The organism is Sphingomonas sp. LR55 (assembly GCF_036856015.1).
Lineage (GTDB): Bacteria > Pseudomonadota > Alphaproteobacteria > Sphingomonadales > Sphingomonadaceae > Sphingomonas.
Window position 1 is genome coordinate 1,346,238 of the sequence record NZ_JASPFO010000001.1, and the last position, 17,654, is coordinate 1,363,891.

Genomic DNA, 17,654 nt, shown 5'->3' on the forward strand with positions numbered 1-17,654 from the left:
ACCATCAGCAGCGACACCGATCGACTATCGCCGGTACATCACCGGAGAAGGGTCCATTTCGGGTGCGTAACGATACGAAGCCACCGCAAGGCCCGATATCGTCTTATGATTCGGCATCGAGAGCGAGGAGGGCGAACGTCGCCAGCCAGTGTTCACCCATATAATCGTCGGCAAGATGCGGCAGCGCCTCGGCGAGGTGATCGTCCGCCACCAACCACGCCCGCTTCGGGTCGGGTAGTGCCTTGGCAATCGACCGCCACCCCCATGCGCGCGACAAATTCACGCCGTCGAGATGTGCGAGCCTTCCATCCGAGCGGTCGCTGACGATCGCCGGCGTTCGCAGGCAGGTGGTTGCCGCGCCGAACGGATCGGGCATGAATGCGGTCAGCCACGCCGTGAAGTCGGCACCAAGCACCTCACGCATGAGCACCGCCTCGCACAACGTCGCGGACAAGAAATCCTCACCGCTTGGCTCCCACGGTTGGCACGCGCGATCCGCCCCGAACCAATCGCGCGCACGCGTCTCGATCAACGCCGCGAGCGCCGCGTCATGCGTACGCGCCCAGCGTAGCGCGTGGACCAGCGCAAATGCCGTGCAGTCATGCTTGCCGCTGCGTACCGGATAAATAAGCTTCGGCAGATACTCGGCGAACCGGGCGGCGAATGCGTGTGCGAGCGGCGCGAGCGCGACCGCCCAGGAACGATCGGTCCGAAGCGCCAGTTCGTCATGCAACGCGAGCAGCCAGCCCCAGCCATACGGTCGCTCAAAACTTCCCGTCGTCGGCCTTGCCAGATAGGCGAGTTCGCCTGCCGCCAAAGCCGGCACGAGCATACGGTCCGCCAGCGCCTCGATCGCCACCGCCTCGGGCATGGCCGGGTACAGGCGTGCAAGCCGCATCACCTGCCACCAGCCGTGCACGCAACTATGCCAGTCGAAACTGCCGTGGAAGATCGGATGCAGCGTCTTGGGCAAGGCGAGATCGCCCGGACCGCCTAGCGTCTGGTCGAGCTTGTACGGCCATTCGCGGGTCAGATGCCCCAGTGTCAGCGTCGCGAACCGCGCCGCGGTCGCCTGATCGATGCCGTGTGTCATTCGTCTCTCCCAAACCCGCCGCCGCCGGGCGTTTCAATGACGAATACGTCGCCAGCTTTCATGTCGACCTTGGCGGTGGAGCCGAGCGGCTCGACGCTGCCATCCGCGCGCTCGACGGTCGCCGAGCCCAGCCCGCCGCTTGCACCGCCCGCCATGCCGAAAGGCGCGATGCGGCGACGGTTGGCAAGGATGCACGCGGTCATGTCCTCGAGGAAGCGCACGCGCCGCGTCGCTCCATCGCCGCCGTGATGTGCGCCTGCCCCACCCGAGCCGCGGCGGATCGAGAATTCTTCCAACAATACCGGAAAGCGCGTTTCGAAGATTTCCGGGTCGGTCAGCCGGCTGTTGGTCATGTGCGTCTGGATCACCGACGCGCCGTCGAAGCCGGGCCCCGCGCCTGCCCCGCCGGCGATCGTCTCGTAATATTGGTGCGTGTCGTTGCCGAAGGTGAAGTTGTTCATCGTCCCCTGGCTGGCGGCCATCGCGCCGAGTGCGCCGAACAGCGCGTCGGTGACGACCTGACTCGTCTCGACGTTGCCGGCGACGACGGCCGCCGGATAGCGCGGGTTGAGCATCGAGCCTTCGGGCACGCGGATCGTCACGCCGCGCAGACAGCCGTCGTTGAGCGGGACGGCCTCGTCGATCAGCGCGCGGACGACGTATAGCACCGCCGCGCGGACGATCGAGACGGGGGCGTTGAAGTTGGTGGGGCGCTGCTCGCTGGTGCCGGCGAAGTCGACCTCCATCGTCGCGGCCTCGCGATCGACGCGGACCGCCACGCGGACCACTGCGCTATCGTCCATCTCATAGGCGAACGCGCCGTCGTCGAGCGTCGCGATCAGGCGGCGGACTGCGGCGTCGGCGTTGGCCTGGACGTGCTCCATATACGCCGCGACGACGTCCGTGCCGTACTCGTTCGCGAGCCGTGTGAGACCGGTCGCGCCGCGCGTACAGGCGGCCAACTGTGCGGCGAGATCGGCTATGTTCTGGTCGATATTGCGCGCGGGATAAGGGCCGGACGCGAACACCGCGCGCAGTTCCGCTTCGAGGAAACCGCCTTCGTCGACCACCAGCACGTCGTCGAGCAGCACGCCCTCTTCCTCGACCGACCGGCTTTCGGGGGCATTGATCCTGGGGTGATGCCGCCGACGTCCGCATGATGACCGCGGGCAGCGACGAAGAAGGCTGGGGCGTCGTTATCGTCTGCGAAGACCGGCATGATGACGGTAATGTCGGGCAGGTGCGTGCCGCCACGATACGGCGCATTGAGCGCGTAGGCGTCTCCGCGGCGGATACCGCGGCCGTCTGCGCCGCCGCCGCGCGCGTCGATGATCGTGCGGATGCTTTCGCCCATCGAACCGAGATGGACCGGGATATGCGGCGCGTTGGCGACGAGGTTGCCGTGCGCGTCGAACAGCGCACAACTGAAGTCGAGCCGTTCGCGGATGTTGACCGACGCGGCCGAGCGCTGGAGCGCGGCGCCCATCTCCTCGGCGATGCTCATGAACAGCCCCGCGAAGATCGCCAACCGGACCGGATCGGACTCGGTGCCAACGCTGGCGCCGACACGCGGTGCGATGCGGTCGAGGATCAGATTGCCGATCGGATCGACGCGCGCGCCAGCCGGGCTCGACGATGGTGGTCGAGACGCTGTCGAGGATCAGTGCGGGGCCGTCGATGGCGTGGCCGGCGGGGAGGCCCTCGCGGGCAAGGACGGGCGTGTTGTGCCATGCACCGGCCATGTAGACGGGGGCGACGGACAGCGGCGCGGCTGGCTCTTCGGGAAACGCGACGAGCGCGGCGTCGATCGGCGGACTCTCGGCGATCGCCTCGGCGACGATCCGGTCGGCGATCAGCGGTGCTTCGCTGGCGAACCCGAACTGCGCGATATGTGCGGCGTCGAACGCGGCGATCATCGCTGGCGGTTCGTCGAGATCGAGTTCGATGGTGTGGTCGGTCTGGCCTCTGCGAAGATGCACGCGGCGTTCGATCCGAACGTCGTCCGCCGTGACGCCCTGCGCTACCAATGCTTCGCGCGCGGCTTCCGCCAGCCTGTCCAATGCCTGCGTGATCTGGACATACTCAGCAAACGCCGCGCCCGAGGTCGCCTCGCGCAGAACCCGGCGATCGGCGAGGCCCATGCCAAACGCCGACAGCACGCCGGCCAGCGGGTGGATCATCACGCGGTCCATCGCCAACGCGTCGGCGACCAGGCACGCATGCTGCCCCCGGCTCCACCGAAGCAGGCGAGCGTGTAGCGCGTGACGTCGTGGCCGCGCGCGACGGAAATCGTCCGGATCGCATTCGCCATGTTCGCCACCGCGACCGCGACGAACCCTTCCGCTGCGACCTGCGGATCGAGCGGCAATTCCGCGAACCGGGCGGTCACCGCCTCGGCATCGAGCGGCTGGTCGCCCGCCGGTCCGAACAGCGCCGGGAAGAATTCGGGGCGCACCTTGCCGAGCATCACGTTGCAGTCGGTCACGGTCAGCGGACCGCCGCGGCGATAACATGCTGGCCCCGGCACAGCGCCCGCGCTCTCCGGTCCGACGATCAGCCGCTCACCATCGAACCGACAGATCGAGCCGCCGCCCGCCGCCACCGTGTGAATCCGCAGCATCGGCGCGCGGATGCGGGCGCCAGCGATCAGCGTTTCGGTGTCGCGTTCGTACGTCCCGGCGTAGTGCGACACGTCGGTCGAGGTACCGCCCATGTCGAAACCGATGATCTGTTCGAACCCGGCCTCGCGCGCGGTCGCGGCCATGCCGACGATGCCGCCCGCCGGCCCCGACAGGATCGCGTCCTTGCCGCGAAAGCCTGCGCCGTCGACCAGTCCGCCCGACGACTGCATGAACAGCGCGCCCTGCCCCAGCGCGTTGCTCAGGCCCGCGACATAGTGATCGACGACCGGCGACAGATACGCATCGACGACGGTCGTATCGCCGCGCCCGATCAGCTTGATCAACGGCGCGACGCGGTGACTGACCGAGATTTGCGTGAAGCCGATCTCAGCCGCGATTGCCGCCAGCACCTCCTCGTGCGCAGTGAAGCGATAGCCGTGCATGAGCACGATCGCGACGGCGCGCAAACCGCTATCGAACGCAGCCTGCAAGCCCGCGCGCGCCGCATCCACGTCGAGTGGACGGAGCACATCGCCCTCCGCCCCGACCCGCTCGTCGATCTCCACGACATGCGCGAACAGCGGTGGCAGACGGTTCCCGTCGCGCGCGAAAATGTCGGAGCGTTCCTGGTGACCGATCAGCAGCGCATCGCCGAACCCGCGGGTGATCGCGAGACACGTCGGCTCGCCCTTGCGCTCGAGCAGCGCGTTGGTCGCGACGGTCGTGCCGATCCGCAGTTCTAGGGGTACGTCCGCCCCGTCGGTCAGCCGACAGATCGCCTCGACCGCTGCATCACCGTAGCGCTCGGGATCTTCCGACAGCAGCTTGGCGGTGACGATCCGTCCGTCCGGTTGCCGCGCGACGACGTCGGTGAACGTGCCGCCGCGGTCGATCCAGAACTGCCATGTGGTCATCGGTTACTCAGCCCAGAAATTGCGTCATCCGCGCCGCTGCCCCGGTCCACGCGACCCCGCGATCGTCGAGCCATGCGTCATCGTAATAGGTGCAGCCATAGCGATCGCCGCCGTCGCATAACAGCGTGACGATGCTGCCCGTCTCGCCCGCCGCCGCCATCTCCTCGACGATCTGCGCGCACGCCCAGAGGTTGGTCCCGGTCGAACCGCCAACGCGCCGGCCGAGCCGGTCGGACAGCGCACGCATCGCACCGACGCTGTCGGCATCCTCGACCGCGATCATCCGGTCGATCACGCTCGGCACGAAGCTCGGCTCGACCCGCGGCCGCCCGATCCCCTCGATCCGCGACGCGCACCCTTCCGGCAGCGCTACCACCGATCGGTCCTCGAAATGCCGGTGGAACACCGAGTGCACCGGATCCGCGACGCACAGTTTCGTGTCGTGCCGGCAGTAGCGGATGAAGCGCCCGATCGTCGCCGACGTGCCCCCGGTCCCCGCGCCGCAGACGATCCAGGACGGGCACGGATGCTCCTCCTCGGCCATCTGCGCGAAGATGCTCTCGGCGATATTGTTGTTGCCGCGCCAGTCGGTTGCGCGCTCGGCATAGGTGAACTGGTCGAGATAATGCCCGCCGGTCTCCGCCGCCAAGCGGTGTGAGACCGCGTAGACGGTGCGCGGATCGTCGACCATGTGGATCTCGCCGCCGTGAAAGCGGATCGCGTCGAGCTTGGGCTTCGCCGTCGTCGCGGGGACCACCGCGATGAAGCGCAGCCCGAGCATTTTCGCGAAATACGCCTCCGACACCGCGGTCGATCCCGACGAGGATTCGATCACCGTCGTCTCGGGCCCGATCCATTCGTTGCACAGCGCGTACAGGAATAGCGACCGCGCGAGCCGGTGCTTGAGGCTGCCGGTCGGGTGCGAGCTCTCGTCCTTCAGGTACAGCACGATGCCGGGATACCGCGGCAAATCCACCCGGATCAGATGCGTGTCGGCGGACCGGTTATAGTCCGCCTCGATCCGCCGCACCGCCTCCGACAACCAGCGCCGGTCGACGCGCTTAGTCACGCTTGCAGCCCGTGACGGACCAGCATCGCGGTCGGCTCGGGGTCACGCCCACGGAATGCACGGAAGCTGTCCGCCGCCGGCCGTGTCGCACCGCGCGCGAGCACTTCCTCGCGGAACCGGTCGCCGGTCTTGCGATCGACCAGGCCGGCCTCCGCGAACGCCTCGAAGCCATCCGCCGCCAGCAACTCGGCATAGAGATAGCTATAATAGCCCGACGCATAGCCGCCCGCGAAAATGTGGCTGAACGCGTGCGGGAAGCGGTGCCATGCGGGCGGGCGGATCACCGCCACTTCGTCGCGTACCGCTTCGATCACCTCGATCGGATCGCTGCCCATCGTGCCCAGATGCAACAGCAGGTCGAACAGCGCGAACTCGACCTGGCGCAGGATGAACATCCCCGCCTGGAAATGCCGTGCCTTCACCATCCGCTCGAACAGGTCGGCGGGCAGCGTCTCGCCGGTCTTGTAGTGGCCGGACATGCCGGTCAGCACGTCCTTGTACCAGGCGAAATCCTCCATCAGCTGGCTCGGCAGCTCGATCGCGTCCCACTCGAACCCGTTGGTCCCTGCGATGCTCGGCCGGTTCACCTTGGTGAAGAGCAGGTGGATGCAGTGGCCGGTCTCGTGCAGCAGCGTCGTCACGTCGTTGTGGCTCAGCAGCGACGGCGTCTCGCCACCATCCGGCGCGAAGTTGCAGACGAGATACGCGACCGGCACCGTGACGGTGTTGCCGTCGTGCAGCCGCGGTCGCGCCTGCGCCATCCACGCGCCACCGCGCTTGCCGGTACGCGCGTGGAGGTCGAGATACAGCCCCGCGAACACCGTCCCGCTCTCGTCCACCACGTCGAAGAACCGCGCATCGTCATGATACAGCGAGACATCGTCGCGCTCGACGAGCTTGATACCGAACAAGCGCTGCATCAGCGTCTGCCAGCCCTCCATCACGCGCTCGACCGGGAAATACGCCTTCACCACCTGCGCATCGACCGCATAGCGATCCTGCCGCAACCGGTTCGACACGAAGCCCGCATCCCACGGCTCGAAATCGGCGATCCCGAGTTGCTCGGAAGCAAACGTCTTCAGCTCGGCAAGGTCACACTCCGCCGCCGGCTTCGCGCGCCGCGCCAGATCGCGCAGGAACGCGATCACCTCGGCGCCGTTCGGAGCCATCTTGGTCTCCAGCGACCAAGCGACCGGATCGGTGAAGCCGAGCAGCTTGGCGCCCTCATGCCGCAGTTCGAGGATGCGTGCGATCCGCGCGCTGTTGTCGAACTCGCCCGCATTCGGCCCCTGATCCGACGCGCGCGTCGCGAACGCGCGGTACATGCGCGAGCGCAACTCGCGGTTCTCGGCGAAGGTCAGCACCGCGTTGACGCTCGGCTGTTGGAGCGTGACCAGCCAGCCCGCCTGCCCCTTCGCCTTGGCGGCATCCGCGAACATCGCCTTGTCCGCGTCCGATATCCCCGCGAGATCCGCCTCGTCCGTCACCAGCTCCGACCACGCATCGGTCGCATCCAGCACCGCGCTGCCGAACTCGTTCGACAATCCTGACAGCTCGACCGAAATCTCGCTGAACCGGTCGCGCGCCTCGGGCTCCAGCGCCACGCCCGACAGCGTGAAGTCGCGGATCGCCTGCTCCACCGCGACCCGGTCCTCGGTCGCCAAGTCGGCAAACTCGGGCGAAACGCTCAGCGCGACGAACACCTCGTACAGATCACGGTTCTGGCCGACCTTCATGTCGTTCTCGACGAGCCGCTTCTGCCCCTCCGAATACGCCGCGCGCAGTTCGGGCGTATCCGCCACACCGTGCAGGTGCGACACCGCCGACCAGATCGCCCCAATCTGGGTATTCGCGCGCTCGTACGGCAGCCACGCGCCCGCGAAATCGGTCGGCCGCGCAGTGGTCAGCGCCTCGACCATCGCCTCATGCCGCGCGATCGCCTCGTCGAGCGCAGGCGCGATCTGGTCGGGCGATAACTCGGCGAAACGGGGCAGCGACAGCGTATCGAGAAGCGGGTTCGTCGGGGCAGTCATGGGAAATCCTTCAGCATTCGACGACGTTGACGGCCAGGCCACCAAGCGACGTCTCCTTATATTGCGAGCGCATGTCCTCACCGGTCTGGCGCATCGTCTCGATCACCGCATCGAGGCTGACGATATGGCGACCGTCCCCGCGAAGTGCCAGATACGCGGCGTTGATCGCCTTGATCGCACCCATCGTGTTGCGCTCGATGCACGGGATCTGGACCAGCCCGCCGATCGGATCGCAGGTCAGGCCGAGGTTGTGCTCCATGCCGATCTCGGCGGCATTCTCGATCTGTTCGTTGGTGCCGCCGAGCGCCGCGACCAGCGCGCCAGCGGCCATCGAGCACGCCACGCCGACCTCCCCCTGGCATCCCATCTCCGCCGCGGAGATCGACGCGCGCTTCTTGTAGAGAAACCCGATCGCCGCCGCGGTCAGCAGAAAGTCGTGCGCGCCCTTGGCCGTCGGGTCCCTGGTGAAGGTCTCGTAGAAGCGCAGCACCGCGGGCAGAACGCCCGCCGCGCCATTGGTCGGCGCGGTCACGACCCGGCCACCCGCCGCATTCTCCTCGTTCACGGCGAGCGCATACAGGCTCACCCATTCGAACACTGCGGACGGATCGGCGGCGGTATCGCGCGCCTGCAACCCCTCGAACAGCGCCTTCGCCCGACGCGGCACCTTCAGCCCACCCGGCAAAATGCCACCCTGCCGACACCCGCGATCAATCGACGCGAACATGGCACCACGGACGGCATCGAGGAACGCATCCGTCTCGCTCTCAGGCCGCCACGCGATCTCGTTCTCGCGGACGATATCGGCGATCGTCATCCCCGTCGCGTCGCCGGTCGCGAGCAGTTCCGCCCCCGACGAGAACGGCCGCGGCAACAGGATGTTGGCCTTCACCGGCCCCGACCCCGCCTCGACGATCGCCCCGCCCCCGATCGAGAAATAGGTCCGCTCGACCGTACGCCCGTCGCCGAACGACGCGGTGAAGGTCACCGCATTGGGATGCCCCGGCAGGAAGGTCTGCGCATGGAACAGCAAATGCTGGCTCTCCTCGAACCCGATCTCCACCCGATCGGCGAGCATCAGCCGCCCGCTCGACCGGATCGCGGCGAGGCGCACCGGAATCAGGTCCGGATCGATCGTCTCGGGCTGTGCACCGCTGAGCCCCAGCATCACCGCGCTGTCGGTCGCATGTCCCCGCCCGGTCAGTGCCAGCGAACCATACAGATCGACCCGCACCGCCACCGGATGCTCGTCCGCCACGAGATCGGCGAACAGCCACGCCGCACGCATTGGCCCGACGGTATGCGAACTCGACGGCCCGATCCCGATCGTGAACAGATCGAGGATGCTGATCGCCTGGTGGCAATCCGGGCGAGCGCGCGTCTGTTCGTCTGGGCGATCGCGAGTGAGTGGCTCCATCTGAGCGCTCCTATCGTCTTGGTTGCACGGAGGAAAGCAGCGAGCGCGCAACCGCCTCTCTTGCCCGTACGGCCGTGCCGACAATTGCCGCCCGACAATAGGTTTCGCCTCACCGCACCGATCCGATTGCACCCCCGCACCCTTCGCCTATAGGCGCGGCCTATTCCGGCCTCGGCTTCGCGGTGTATATCGCGTAGGCTGGGGCCGCTCGATTTTCACCGCTCGATTTCCAGGGGACCGCGCATGGCTCGCCGCCGCCAGATCTACGAAGGCAAGGCCAAGATCCTCTACGAGGGTCCCGAGCCGGGCACGCTGATCCAGTATTTCAAGGACGACGCGACCGCGTTCAATGCCCAGAAAAAGGGCACGATCAACGGCAAGGGCGTGCTCAACAACCGGATTTCCGAGCACATCTTCACGCTGCTCGATCATATCGGCGTGCCGACGCACTTCATCCGCCGGCTCAACATGCGCGAGCAGCTGATCCGCCAGGTCGAGATCGTCCCGATCGAAGTCGTCGTGCGCAACGTCGCCGCGGGTTCGATCTCGACGCGCCTCGGGATCGAGGAGGGCACCAAGCTGCCCCGCACGATCATCGAATATTACTACAAGGACGATGCGCTCGGCGATCCGATGATCTCCGACGAACACATCGCCGCGTTCGGCTGGGCGAGCCAGGAGGAGATGCACGACATCGCCGACCTCGCGATCCGCGTGAACGATTTCCTGTGCGGGCTGTTCGCCGGTGTCGGCATCCGCCTCGTCGACTTCAAGCTCGAATTCGGCCGCATCTTCGACAACGACTTTGGTCGCATCATCCTCGCCGACGAGATCAGCCCCGATGGCTGCCGTCTGTGGGACATGGAAACCAACGAGAAGATGGACAAGGATCGCTTCCGTCGCGATCTCGGTGGTGAAGTCGAGGCGTATCAAGAGGTTGCACGCCGGCTCGGCCTGCTGCCCGAGGGTGCGGACAACGCCGTCCTCGACCTCGAAAAGCATCGCAAGAACCGGGGCAAGTAAATGAAACTCAAGGTTTTCGTGACATTGAAGCCCGGCGTGCTCGATCCGCAGGGCCGGGCGATCCACCACGCGCTTGGCAGCCTCGGCTTCGACGGCGTGCAAGACGTCCGCCAGGGCAAGTTGATCGAACTGGAAGTCGCCGACGATACCGACGACGCGACGATCGACGGCATGTGCCGCAAGTTGCTCGCCAACACGGTGATCGAGAACTACCGGGTCGAGCGCGCATGAAAACTGCGGTCATCGTCTTCCCGGGCTCCAACTGCGACCGCGACATCGCCGTCGCGCTGGAGGCGGTGACCGGCGTCAAGCCGCTCATGGTCTGGCATGGTGACGCGGACTTGCCGGCGGATGTCGGGCTGGTCGCGGTGCCGGGTGGGTTTTCGTATGGCGACTACCTCCGCTCGGGCGCGATCGCGGCACGATCGCCGATTATGCGCGCGGTCGTCGAGCAGGCGGGCAAGGGCTTGCCTGTGCTGGGTGTCTGCAACGGCTTCCAGGTGTTGACCGAGGCGGGACTCCTGCCCGGCGCGCTGATGCGCAACGAGGGGCTGAACTTCGTCTGTCGCGATGTCGCGCTGACCGTCGAGACGGCGAGTTCGACGTTCACGTCGGGCTATTCCGCAGGCGAACGCGTGTCCTTCCCGGTCGCGCATCACGACGGCAACTACTTCGCCGACGCCGACACCCTCGACCGCCTCGAAGGCGAAGGCCGCGTCGCGTTCCGCTACGCCGAGAGCGTCAACGGTTCGGCCCGGAATATAGCTGGGCTGCTGAACGACAAGGGCAACGTGCTTGGCATGATGCCGCATCCGGAGCGTCGTATCGAAGCGGCGCACGGCGGCACGGATGGTCGGCGTTTGTTTGAGGGCCTGCTGGAGGCGGTCAGCGCCTGACCACTACCCGTTCCCCCGCGAAAGCGGGGGTCCAGGATACCACCCTCAGCGCCTGTAACCCTGGACTCCCGCCTTCGCGGGAGAACAGGAAGGCGGGATAAGCCCTCAAACCCGAGTCCGGAACGGCGAGAAGTCCGTCCCCCGGTCGTACACATCCACCCCTTCGCGCCGCTTCAGCCACCCCACCGCCACATACGTCAGCGGCGTCAGCAGCACCTCCCATGACACCTTCAGCAAGAACTGGTTGACCATCACCATCAGCATCGCCTCGACGGGCCAGTCCGGTGCGCCATAAAACGCGAGCGGGTAGAAGATCAGGCTGTCGAACGCCTGCCCGACCACGGTGCTGCCGATCGTCCGGGTCCACAGCATCCGCCCTTGCGTCCAGATCTTCATCCGCGCGAGCACGAAGCTGTTGGCGAATTCGCCGACCCAGAACGCGCAGATCGACGCGAACACGATCCGCGGCACTTGACCGAAGACGGACTCGTACGCCGCCTGCCCCGTCCACCCTTTGTCGGGCGGCAAGGCGACGACCACCGCCGACATGAACACCATGAACAACATCGCGCCAAACCCTGCCCAGATACAGCGGCGCGCCCGCGCGTACCCGTACACCTCGGTCAGGACGTCGCCGATCACATAGCTGACCGGGAAGAAGAGTATGCCCGCGCCGAACGGCCATGCGCCGATGAACGGCAGGTCGATCACCGCACGCTTACCCGCGCCAATCACGTTCGACAGCAGCAGGATCGTGACGAACGCCGCCATCACAAAGTCGAAATAGCGAAAGTGCGTGCCGCCGACCGCATTCGCGTCGACCAGTTCGAGCCCCCGCTCGCGCGCATTCCCAATGCCCGTTCCATTTTCCATGCGCGCGTTATGATCGAGGTTCCAAGCCCGCACAATCCGCGCTAGTCGTCGCCGCAGCGCGCGCCCGTAGCTCAGCTGGATAGAGCAAGGAGCTTCTACCTCCTCGGTCGGGGGTTCGAACCCCTCCGGGCGCGCCAATCGCCTTTCGCAAGTTGGCACGATGGTCTGCGGGACTGTCCAAAACACCCTATGGTCTAGTCCTTCCCGATCACGCGCGGCGTGTCAGGCCGGGTATAAAGGCGCAACATTGCGATGGATGCCAAGCGTGACGCTAGACGAGACCAACTACACCCAATCCGTCGGCGAGGGTGACAAGCCCTATTTCCTGAGCCGAGCGCAGTGGCACGAAAATCGTGCGCAAATGGCCACCGACGACAGCACGCGATCGCTCCATTTGCGCTTTGCAAAGCTGTATCACGCCCGTGCATTGTCCTGAGCTGGTACATTCCGCTTAGGAAATTCGTTAGAAATACCAGGAACCTAGTGACCGGGACGGGGTTTATCCGTCCACACCGGACGTATCGATGCGACCGGTCCTGGCAAGATTTGACGAAGCTCTATCGGCAGTCCGTCATCGGCACTCGTCGCGCCAATCGCGACGAGATCGGTGGCGTACGTCGGCGAGACCTCAAGCAAAGGTAATGACCATGAACAAGGACGAATTCCAGGGCGGCGCGCGCTATGTCGGCGGCAAGGTCGAAAAGGGCGTGGGCGATGTGGTCGGCAGCCGGGACTGGCAGGTCGATGGTGTCGTCGATCAAGTCGCTGGTGGCGCGCAGAACCTCTACGGTCGCGCCAAGTCGGCAGTTGGCGATATCGTCGACGGCGCACCCGAGCTCGCCGACAAGCTGAGCCATGACGCGCGTGACGTCGCCGATCGCGCTGCGGATGTCGCACGCCGCGGTGCGCAGACCGCACAGGACTCTGCCAAGGATGCACCATTGCTTTGGGCGCTCGGCGCAGCGGCAGTCGGTTACGGCCTCGCCTGGCTCGTCCACGGTTCGCGCGACTGAGACCTTGTCGACCCGGACCGCCTTGAAATCGCTGCGCGACTCTGCCGATCTGATGCATTTGCGTCAGATCATCGCAGGGCTCGACGAGGGCGTCATCCTGATCGATCCCGATCAGAGCATCCTGTGGGCGAACACTGCCGCCCTTGGGATGCACGGGGTCGAGTCGATGGCCGAGCTCGGTGAGACGGTCGACGAGTATCGCGACCGGTTTCAGCTGCGGTATCGCAACAACCACCGCCTCGATAACGCCGACTATCCGATCGAACGCGTCGTTTCCGGCGAGGCATTTTCGGAGGTCGTCGTCGAGGTGGCGGTTGCGGGCGAGGAGGAACCGCGCTGGATCCATCAGGTCCGCAGTCTGGTACTGACCGACGACCATGACGAGCCCGAATGCCTGGTGATGATCATTCAGGACGTCTCGGCACGGTTCGAAGCAGAGGATCGCTTCGAACAGTCGTTCAACGCCAACCCCGCGCCCGCAGTTATCTGTCGGCTATGCGATCTGCGGTTCGTGAAGGTGAACCAGGGGTTCGTCGACATGACCGGGCACGCGCGCGAGGTCATACTTGCGCGGACGGTGTACGACATCGACGTGCTCGAACGCGCTGAGCAACGCGATCTGGCCAAGGAGCGCCTCGCCGAGGGTCGGACGATCCCGCAGATGGAGGCCGAACTGGCGCTGCCGGACGGAACGTCGAAACTGGTGATCGTCGCGGGCCAGCCGATCGACATGGGCGATCAACCCTGCATGCTGTTCACCTTCGCCGATCTCGAGCCGCGTCGAAAGGCCGAGACTGCGCTGCGCCAGAGCGAGGAACGCTTTATGCGGACCTTCTCGCTCGCCCCCGTCGCGCTGGCGATCGGCACACTCGACGGTCACCGTCTGTGTGACGTCAACGCCGCGTTCACAGAACTGACCGGCTATGCTGCTTCGGACATCACCGACACGCCGCTCGGCGATGTCGAATTGTGGGAAACCGCGGCACAACGTCATGAACTCGAGGACGAGATCGCGGCGGGTCGCCCGATCCGCGATCGTGAAGTCCGGATCAAGCTGAAGGACGGCACGGTCATCGACGGCATCGTCTCGACCGAGCCGATCATGCTCGAGAACGAGAAGTGCGTGCTGTGGGCGATGCGCGACATCACCACGCGGAAAACGTCGGAGCGCGAACTCGTCAACGCGATCGAGGCGGTGATGCAGGATACGAGCTGGCTCAGCCGCTCGATCATGGAGAAGCTCGCGCGGATCCGTACACCGCAAGCCGAAACGACCGGTGTCGGTCTCGGCGAACTGACGCAGCGCGAGCGCGAGGTGCTGGCGCTGATCTGCCGCGGGCTGGACGACAAGTCGATCGCACGGACGCTCGACGTCTCGGCCAACACCGTGCGCAACCATGTCGCGCGGATCTATTCGAAGATCGGCGTCAACCGTCGCAACGCCGCTGCGGCCTGGGCGCGTGCACGCGGGTTCGACGGGGACTCGGTCGTTATTCCCAATATCAAGGAGGTCGCCGCATGACCCGCGACACCGACAAGGGCCGCGCGCGGCAGGCCAAGGGCTCCGTACAGGAGGCGATCGGCAAGCTGATCGGCGATACCAGTGTCACGCAGCGCGGGGCCAGCGAAAGCGAAGCCGGCGCGCGCGAGGCCGATGGGGCCGACGCCAAGGCAGCGCCACCGCGTACCAAGCCTTCCCCTGAGCCGAAGCCTGATTCCCGTCCGACATCGGGACGCAGGCGCACGGGGCAAAAGGACGGCGCGCACTGACGCCGACCGACAAATTTTCGTTTCAACAGGAGTGTTTATGATCAACAATACCACCGGCTACGTGCCGGCCGAAGACGCACGCTACGGCAAGTCCGTCACCCGCGTATCCTGGGGCGCGATCTTCGCAGGCGTCGTCCTCGCGATCGCGGTTCAGCTCGTGCTCGGCATCCTCGGCACTGGGATTGGCCTCAGCATGGTCGATCCGGTCGAGGGCACGACGCCGGGGGCAGCCGGGTTCGGCATCGGCGCGGGCATCTATTGGCTGATCACCACGGTCATCGCGCTCGGCGCAGGCGGCTACACTGCAGCACGCGTCGCCGGCGTCCATGACCGCTTCGACGGTCTGGTCCACGGCCTGGTCGTGTGGGGCGTCACGCTGATCCTGACGCTGTACCTGCTCACCTCGGCAGTCGGCGGCATCGTCGGCGGCGCCTTCCGTACCGTCGGTTCGGTCGCCTCGGCAGCCGGCACGGGTATCGGCGCAGCGGCGCCCAAGGTGGCAGACGTCGCCGGTGTGGACGTCAGCGACGTGCGCAACGAAGCGGCGCAGTATTTCTCGACCGCACCGTCGGATCCCGCACAGATGACGCCTGAGCAGGCGCAGAAGGAAATCGCCCAGGAACTGCCGGCGCTCGCCGCTGGTGGCCAGGATGGCGCCCGTGCCGAGAGCCGGATCGTCGACATCATCGCAGCGCAGCGCAAGATCAGCCGACCGGAAGCCCAGGCCCAGGTGACCCGCGCCAAGGCGCAGTTCGTTCAGAGCAAGAACAAGGCGATCGCAACCGCCAAGTCGGCCACCGACACGGCTGCCGGTGCTGCTGCAGGGACGTCGTTCACGATCGTGATCGCGCTCCTGATCGGTGCAGCCGCCGCTGCATTCGGCGCAACCGCAGCGACCCGTCGCCGCGTGTAAGAACGCAAGGTCGCGGCGGGTCCTCAGCCGCGACCACTACGAAAAAGGGCGCTGCCGGTTCGACCGGCAGCGCCCTTTTTTGGCTGGATTGTGCCGCCACCCCTCCGTCATCCTGACGAAAGTCAGGACCCAGGGATACCAAGGACAGCGCTGCTTGGCTCTGGGTCCTGACTTTCGTCAGGATGACGTGAGGTGCGTGCTTGGACCGTTCCGCGCACTACAGCGCCAGATCAGGGCTCCGGTCCACCTTCACCCGCGTCGCCGCCGGCTTCGGCTGGGTCGCGACGGACACCGCAGGCGACGGCACCGTCAGTTGCAGCGTCTCGGCCGTCGACGCCCAAGTCTTGGCGATCGCTTCCGGATTATCGTTCAGCGCGGTGCCATAGCTCGGCACGATCTCGCGGATCTTGCCCTGCCACGCCGCGGTCGCGAGATGGTTCGGGAACACCTTCTTCAATAGATCGAGCATGATCGACGGTGCGGTCGACGCACCCGGCGACGCGCCCAGCAGCGCAGCGATCGAGCCGTCCTTCGACGCGACGATCTCGGTGCCCAGCTTCAGCACGCCGCCCTTCTCGGGATCGCGCTTGATGATTTGCACGCGCTGGCCCGCCTGCCACAACCGCCAGTCGCCATCCTTCGCGCCCGGAAAATACTCGCGCAGCGCGGTCATCCGGTCGGCATCCGACATGATCAGCTGCCCCGCGAGATACTCGACCAGGTCGAAATCGTCCCAGCCGACCGCGATCATCGGCCGGAAATTGTCGAGCGTCACCGACGCCGGCAGATCGAAATACGAGCCTTCCTTGAGGAACTTGGTCGAGAAGGTCGCAAACGGCCCGAACAGCAATGCCTGCTTGCCGTCGAGATAGCGCGTGTCGAGATGCGGCACCGACATTGGCGGCGAACCGACCGCAGCCTTGCCGTACACCTTGGCGAGATGCGCCTGCGCGACCGCGGGCTTCTCGGTCACCAGGAACGACCCACCAACCGGGAAGCCGGCATAATCGTCGGCCTCGGGGATCCCCGACTTCTGCAGGATCGGCAGCGCACCGCCGCCAGCACCTGCAAACACGAAGCGCGCGTTGATGATCTGCTTCTCGTCGCTCTTCATGTCGCGCGCGGTGACGCGCCAGCGCTTGTCGGCGCTACGCTCGAGCGAGCGGACCTCATGCCCGGTGGTCAGCGTGAACCCCGGCTGCGCGGTCATCGTCTTGATATACTGGCGCGTCACTTCGCCCCAGTTGCAGTCGGTGCCGAGCGGCGAGCGCGTCGCGGCGAGCTTCATCGTCGGGTCGCGGCCCTGCATCATCAGCGGCACCCACTGTGCGATCTGCTTGCGATCGGTCGAAAATTCCATCCCCGAGAACAGCGGGCTCGCCTGGAGCGCAGCGTGACGCTTGCGCAGGAATTCGACGTTCGCGTCGCCCCAGACGAGGTTCATGTGCGGCGTCGAGTTGATGAACGAGCGCGGGTTGGCGAGCATGCCCGCCTTGACCTGATGGCTTAGGAACTGGCGCGTGACCTGGAACTGCTCGTTGATCTCGATCGCCTTCTTGATCTCGACCAGTCCGTCCGTCGCGTTGACCGGCGTGTAGTTCAGCTCGCACAATGCCGAGTGGCCGGTACCGGCGTTGTTCCAGCCGTTCGAGCTCTCCTCGGCGACCTTGTCGAGGCGTTCGATCAACTCGATCGTCCAGGTCGGTTCGAGCTGGTGGAGCAGCACCGCGAGCGTCGCGCTCATGATGCCGCCGCCGACCAGCAGCACGTCGACGTTGCGCTCGGTCGTCGCGGCATCGGCTTGCGCCAGCGGTAGCATCGAAGCCCCGCCAACGACGCCCGCGCCGATCGCGGAGCCGAGTAGGCCGCGCCGCGTTACGCCTGCCGCGGCACCGGCCGGATCTGCGGCCGAAATGGTCGTGGAATGTGAGTTATCGTTGTTCATGTCGCGCGGCACCATGCTACCTTCTCGTTGCGGCTGGCCTCGCGCGCTTTTCACCGGTCAAACGGCGAAAAGCG

14 protein-coding genes, 1 tRNA gene and 1 pseudogene are annotated in these 17,654 nt (G+C 66.0%); 9 read left to right on the forward strand and 7 right to left on the reverse strand.

The window, feature by feature from the left end; genetic code table 11:
• Nucleotides 1-103 precede the first annotated feature (103 nt).
• From QP181_RS06345 to QP181_RS06365, 5 genes and pseudogenes are all read right to left on the reverse strand, one after another.
• Nucleotides 104-1,093 carry a DUF2891 domain-containing protein gene (locus tag QP181_RS06345; RefSeq protein ID WP_333928007.1) on the reverse strand — a complete coding sequence of 330 codons (990 nt, stop codon included), beginning with the start codon at nt 1,091-1,093 and terminating at the stop codon, nt 104-106.
• A pseudogene (locus QP181_RS06350) lies at nt 1,090-4,628 on the reverse strand (hydantoinase B/oxoprolinase family protein). The gene QP181_RS06345 and the pseudogene QP181_RS06350 overlap by 4 nt, the downstream one beginning before the upstream one ends.
• Nucleotides 4,629-4,635: 7 nt before the next feature.
• The gene (locus tag QP181_RS06355; RefSeq protein ID WP_333928008.1) at nt 4,636-5,697 is read right to left on the reverse strand and encodes a PLP-dependent cysteine synthase family protein; all 1,062 of its coding nucleotides are present in this window, start codon (nt 5,695-5,697) and stop codon (nt 4,636-4,638) included.
• Nucleotides 5,694-7,730, reverse strand: a complete 2,037-nt coding sequence (locus tag QP181_RS06360) for a M3 family metallopeptidase (protein WP_333928010.1) — start codon at nt 7,728-7,730, stop codon at nt 5,694-5,696. Before QP181_RS06360 ends, QP181_RS06355 begins: the two co-directional genes overlap by 4 nt.
• Before the next feature lie 10 nt (nt 7,731-7,740).
• Complete coding sequence (locus tag QP181_RS06365; protein ID WP_333928012.1) at nt 7,741-9,147, reverse strand: L-serine ammonia-lyase; 1,407 nt, start codon at nt 9,145-9,147, stop codon at nt 7,741-7,743.
• A gap of 243 nt (nt 9,148-9,390) precedes the next feature.
• Between QP181_RS06365 and purC the strand changes: the two genes are divergently transcribed.
• Genes purC through purQ form a run of 3 tightly spaced genes read left to right on the forward strand, consistent with a single transcriptional unit; the run spans nt 9,391 to nt 11,066 of the window.
• On the forward strand, nt 9,391-10,170 hold the full coding sequence (purC, locus tag QP181_RS06370; RefSeq protein ID WP_056050712.1) for a phosphoribosylaminoimidazolesuccinocarboxamide synthase: 780 nt from the start codon (nt 9,391-9,393) through the stop codon (nt 10,168-10,170).
• A complete protein-coding gene (purS, locus tag QP181_RS06375) occupies nt 10,171-10,401 on the forward strand; it encodes a phosphoribosylformylglycinamidine synthase subunit PurS (RefSeq protein WP_056050714.1) in 231 nt (76 codons plus the stop codon).
• Nucleotides 10,398-11,066, forward strand: a complete 669-nt coding sequence (gene purQ, locus QP181_RS06380; protein ID WP_333928013.1) for a phosphoribosylformylglycinamidine synthase subunit PurQ — start codon at nt 10,398-10,400, stop codon at nt 11,064-11,066. Before purS ends, purQ begins: the two co-directional genes overlap by 4 nt.
• 105 nt (nt 11,067-11,171) lie before the next feature.
• Here purQ and QP181_RS06385 read toward each other — a convergent pair whose 3' ends face one another.
• The gene (locus tag QP181_RS06385) at nt 11,172-11,939 is read right to left on the reverse strand and encodes a queuosine precursor transporter (RefSeq protein WP_333928014.1); all 768 of its coding nucleotides are present in this window, start codon (nt 11,937-11,939) and stop codon (nt 11,172-11,174) included.
• A 60-nt stretch (nt 11,940-11,999) separates the two neighbouring features.
• Between QP181_RS06385 and QP181_RS06390 the strand changes: the two genes are divergently transcribed.
• From QP181_RS06390 to QP181_RS06415, 6 genes are all read left to right on the forward strand, one after another.
• A tRNA-Arg gene (locus QP181_RS06390) sits at nt 12,000-12,076 on the forward strand.
• Between the two features lie 128 nt (nt 12,077-12,204).
• Nucleotides 12,205-12,375, forward strand: coding sequence for a hypothetical protein (locus QP181_RS06395; protein ID WP_165911419.1), 171 nt, complete (start codon nt 12,205-12,207; stop codon nt 12,373-12,375).
• 211 nt (nt 12,376-12,586) lie between these two features.
• Nucleotides 12,587-12,952 carry a CsbD family protein gene (locus QP181_RS06400; RefSeq protein WP_132741781.1) on the forward strand — a complete coding sequence of 122 codons (366 nt, stop codon included), beginning with the start codon at nt 12,587-12,589 and terminating at the stop codon, nt 12,950-12,952.
• A 52-nt stretch (nt 12,953-13,004) separates the two neighbouring features.
• Nucleotides 13,005-14,474: a PAS domain S-box protein gene (locus tag QP181_RS06405; RefSeq protein WP_333928015.1), complete on the forward strand. Its 1,470-nt coding sequence runs from the start codon at nt 13,005-13,007 to the stop codon at nt 14,472-14,474.
• The gene (locus QP181_RS06410; RefSeq protein ID WP_333928016.1) at nt 14,471-14,722 is read left to right on the forward strand and encodes a CsbD family protein; all 252 of its coding nucleotides are present in this window, start codon (nt 14,471-14,473) and stop codon (nt 14,720-14,722) included. The genes QP181_RS06405 and QP181_RS06410 overlap by 4 nt, the downstream gene beginning before the upstream one ends.
• Before the next feature lie 37 nt (nt 14,723-14,759).
• Complete coding sequence (locus QP181_RS06415) at nt 14,760-15,635, forward strand: hypothetical protein (RefSeq protein ID WP_132897050.1); 876 nt, start codon at nt 14,760-14,762, stop codon at nt 15,633-15,635.
• A gap of 217 nt (nt 15,636-15,852) precedes the next feature.
• On the opposite strand, the gene mqo is transcribed toward QP181_RS06415, so the two are convergent.
• The gene (gene mqo / locus QP181_RS06420; protein ID WP_333928017.1) at nt 15,853-17,595 is read right to left on the reverse strand and encodes a malate dehydrogenase (quinone); all 1,743 of its coding nucleotides are present in this window, start codon (nt 17,593-17,595) and stop codon (nt 15,853-15,855) included.
• Between the last annotated feature and the right edge of the window lie 59 nt (nt 17,596-17,654).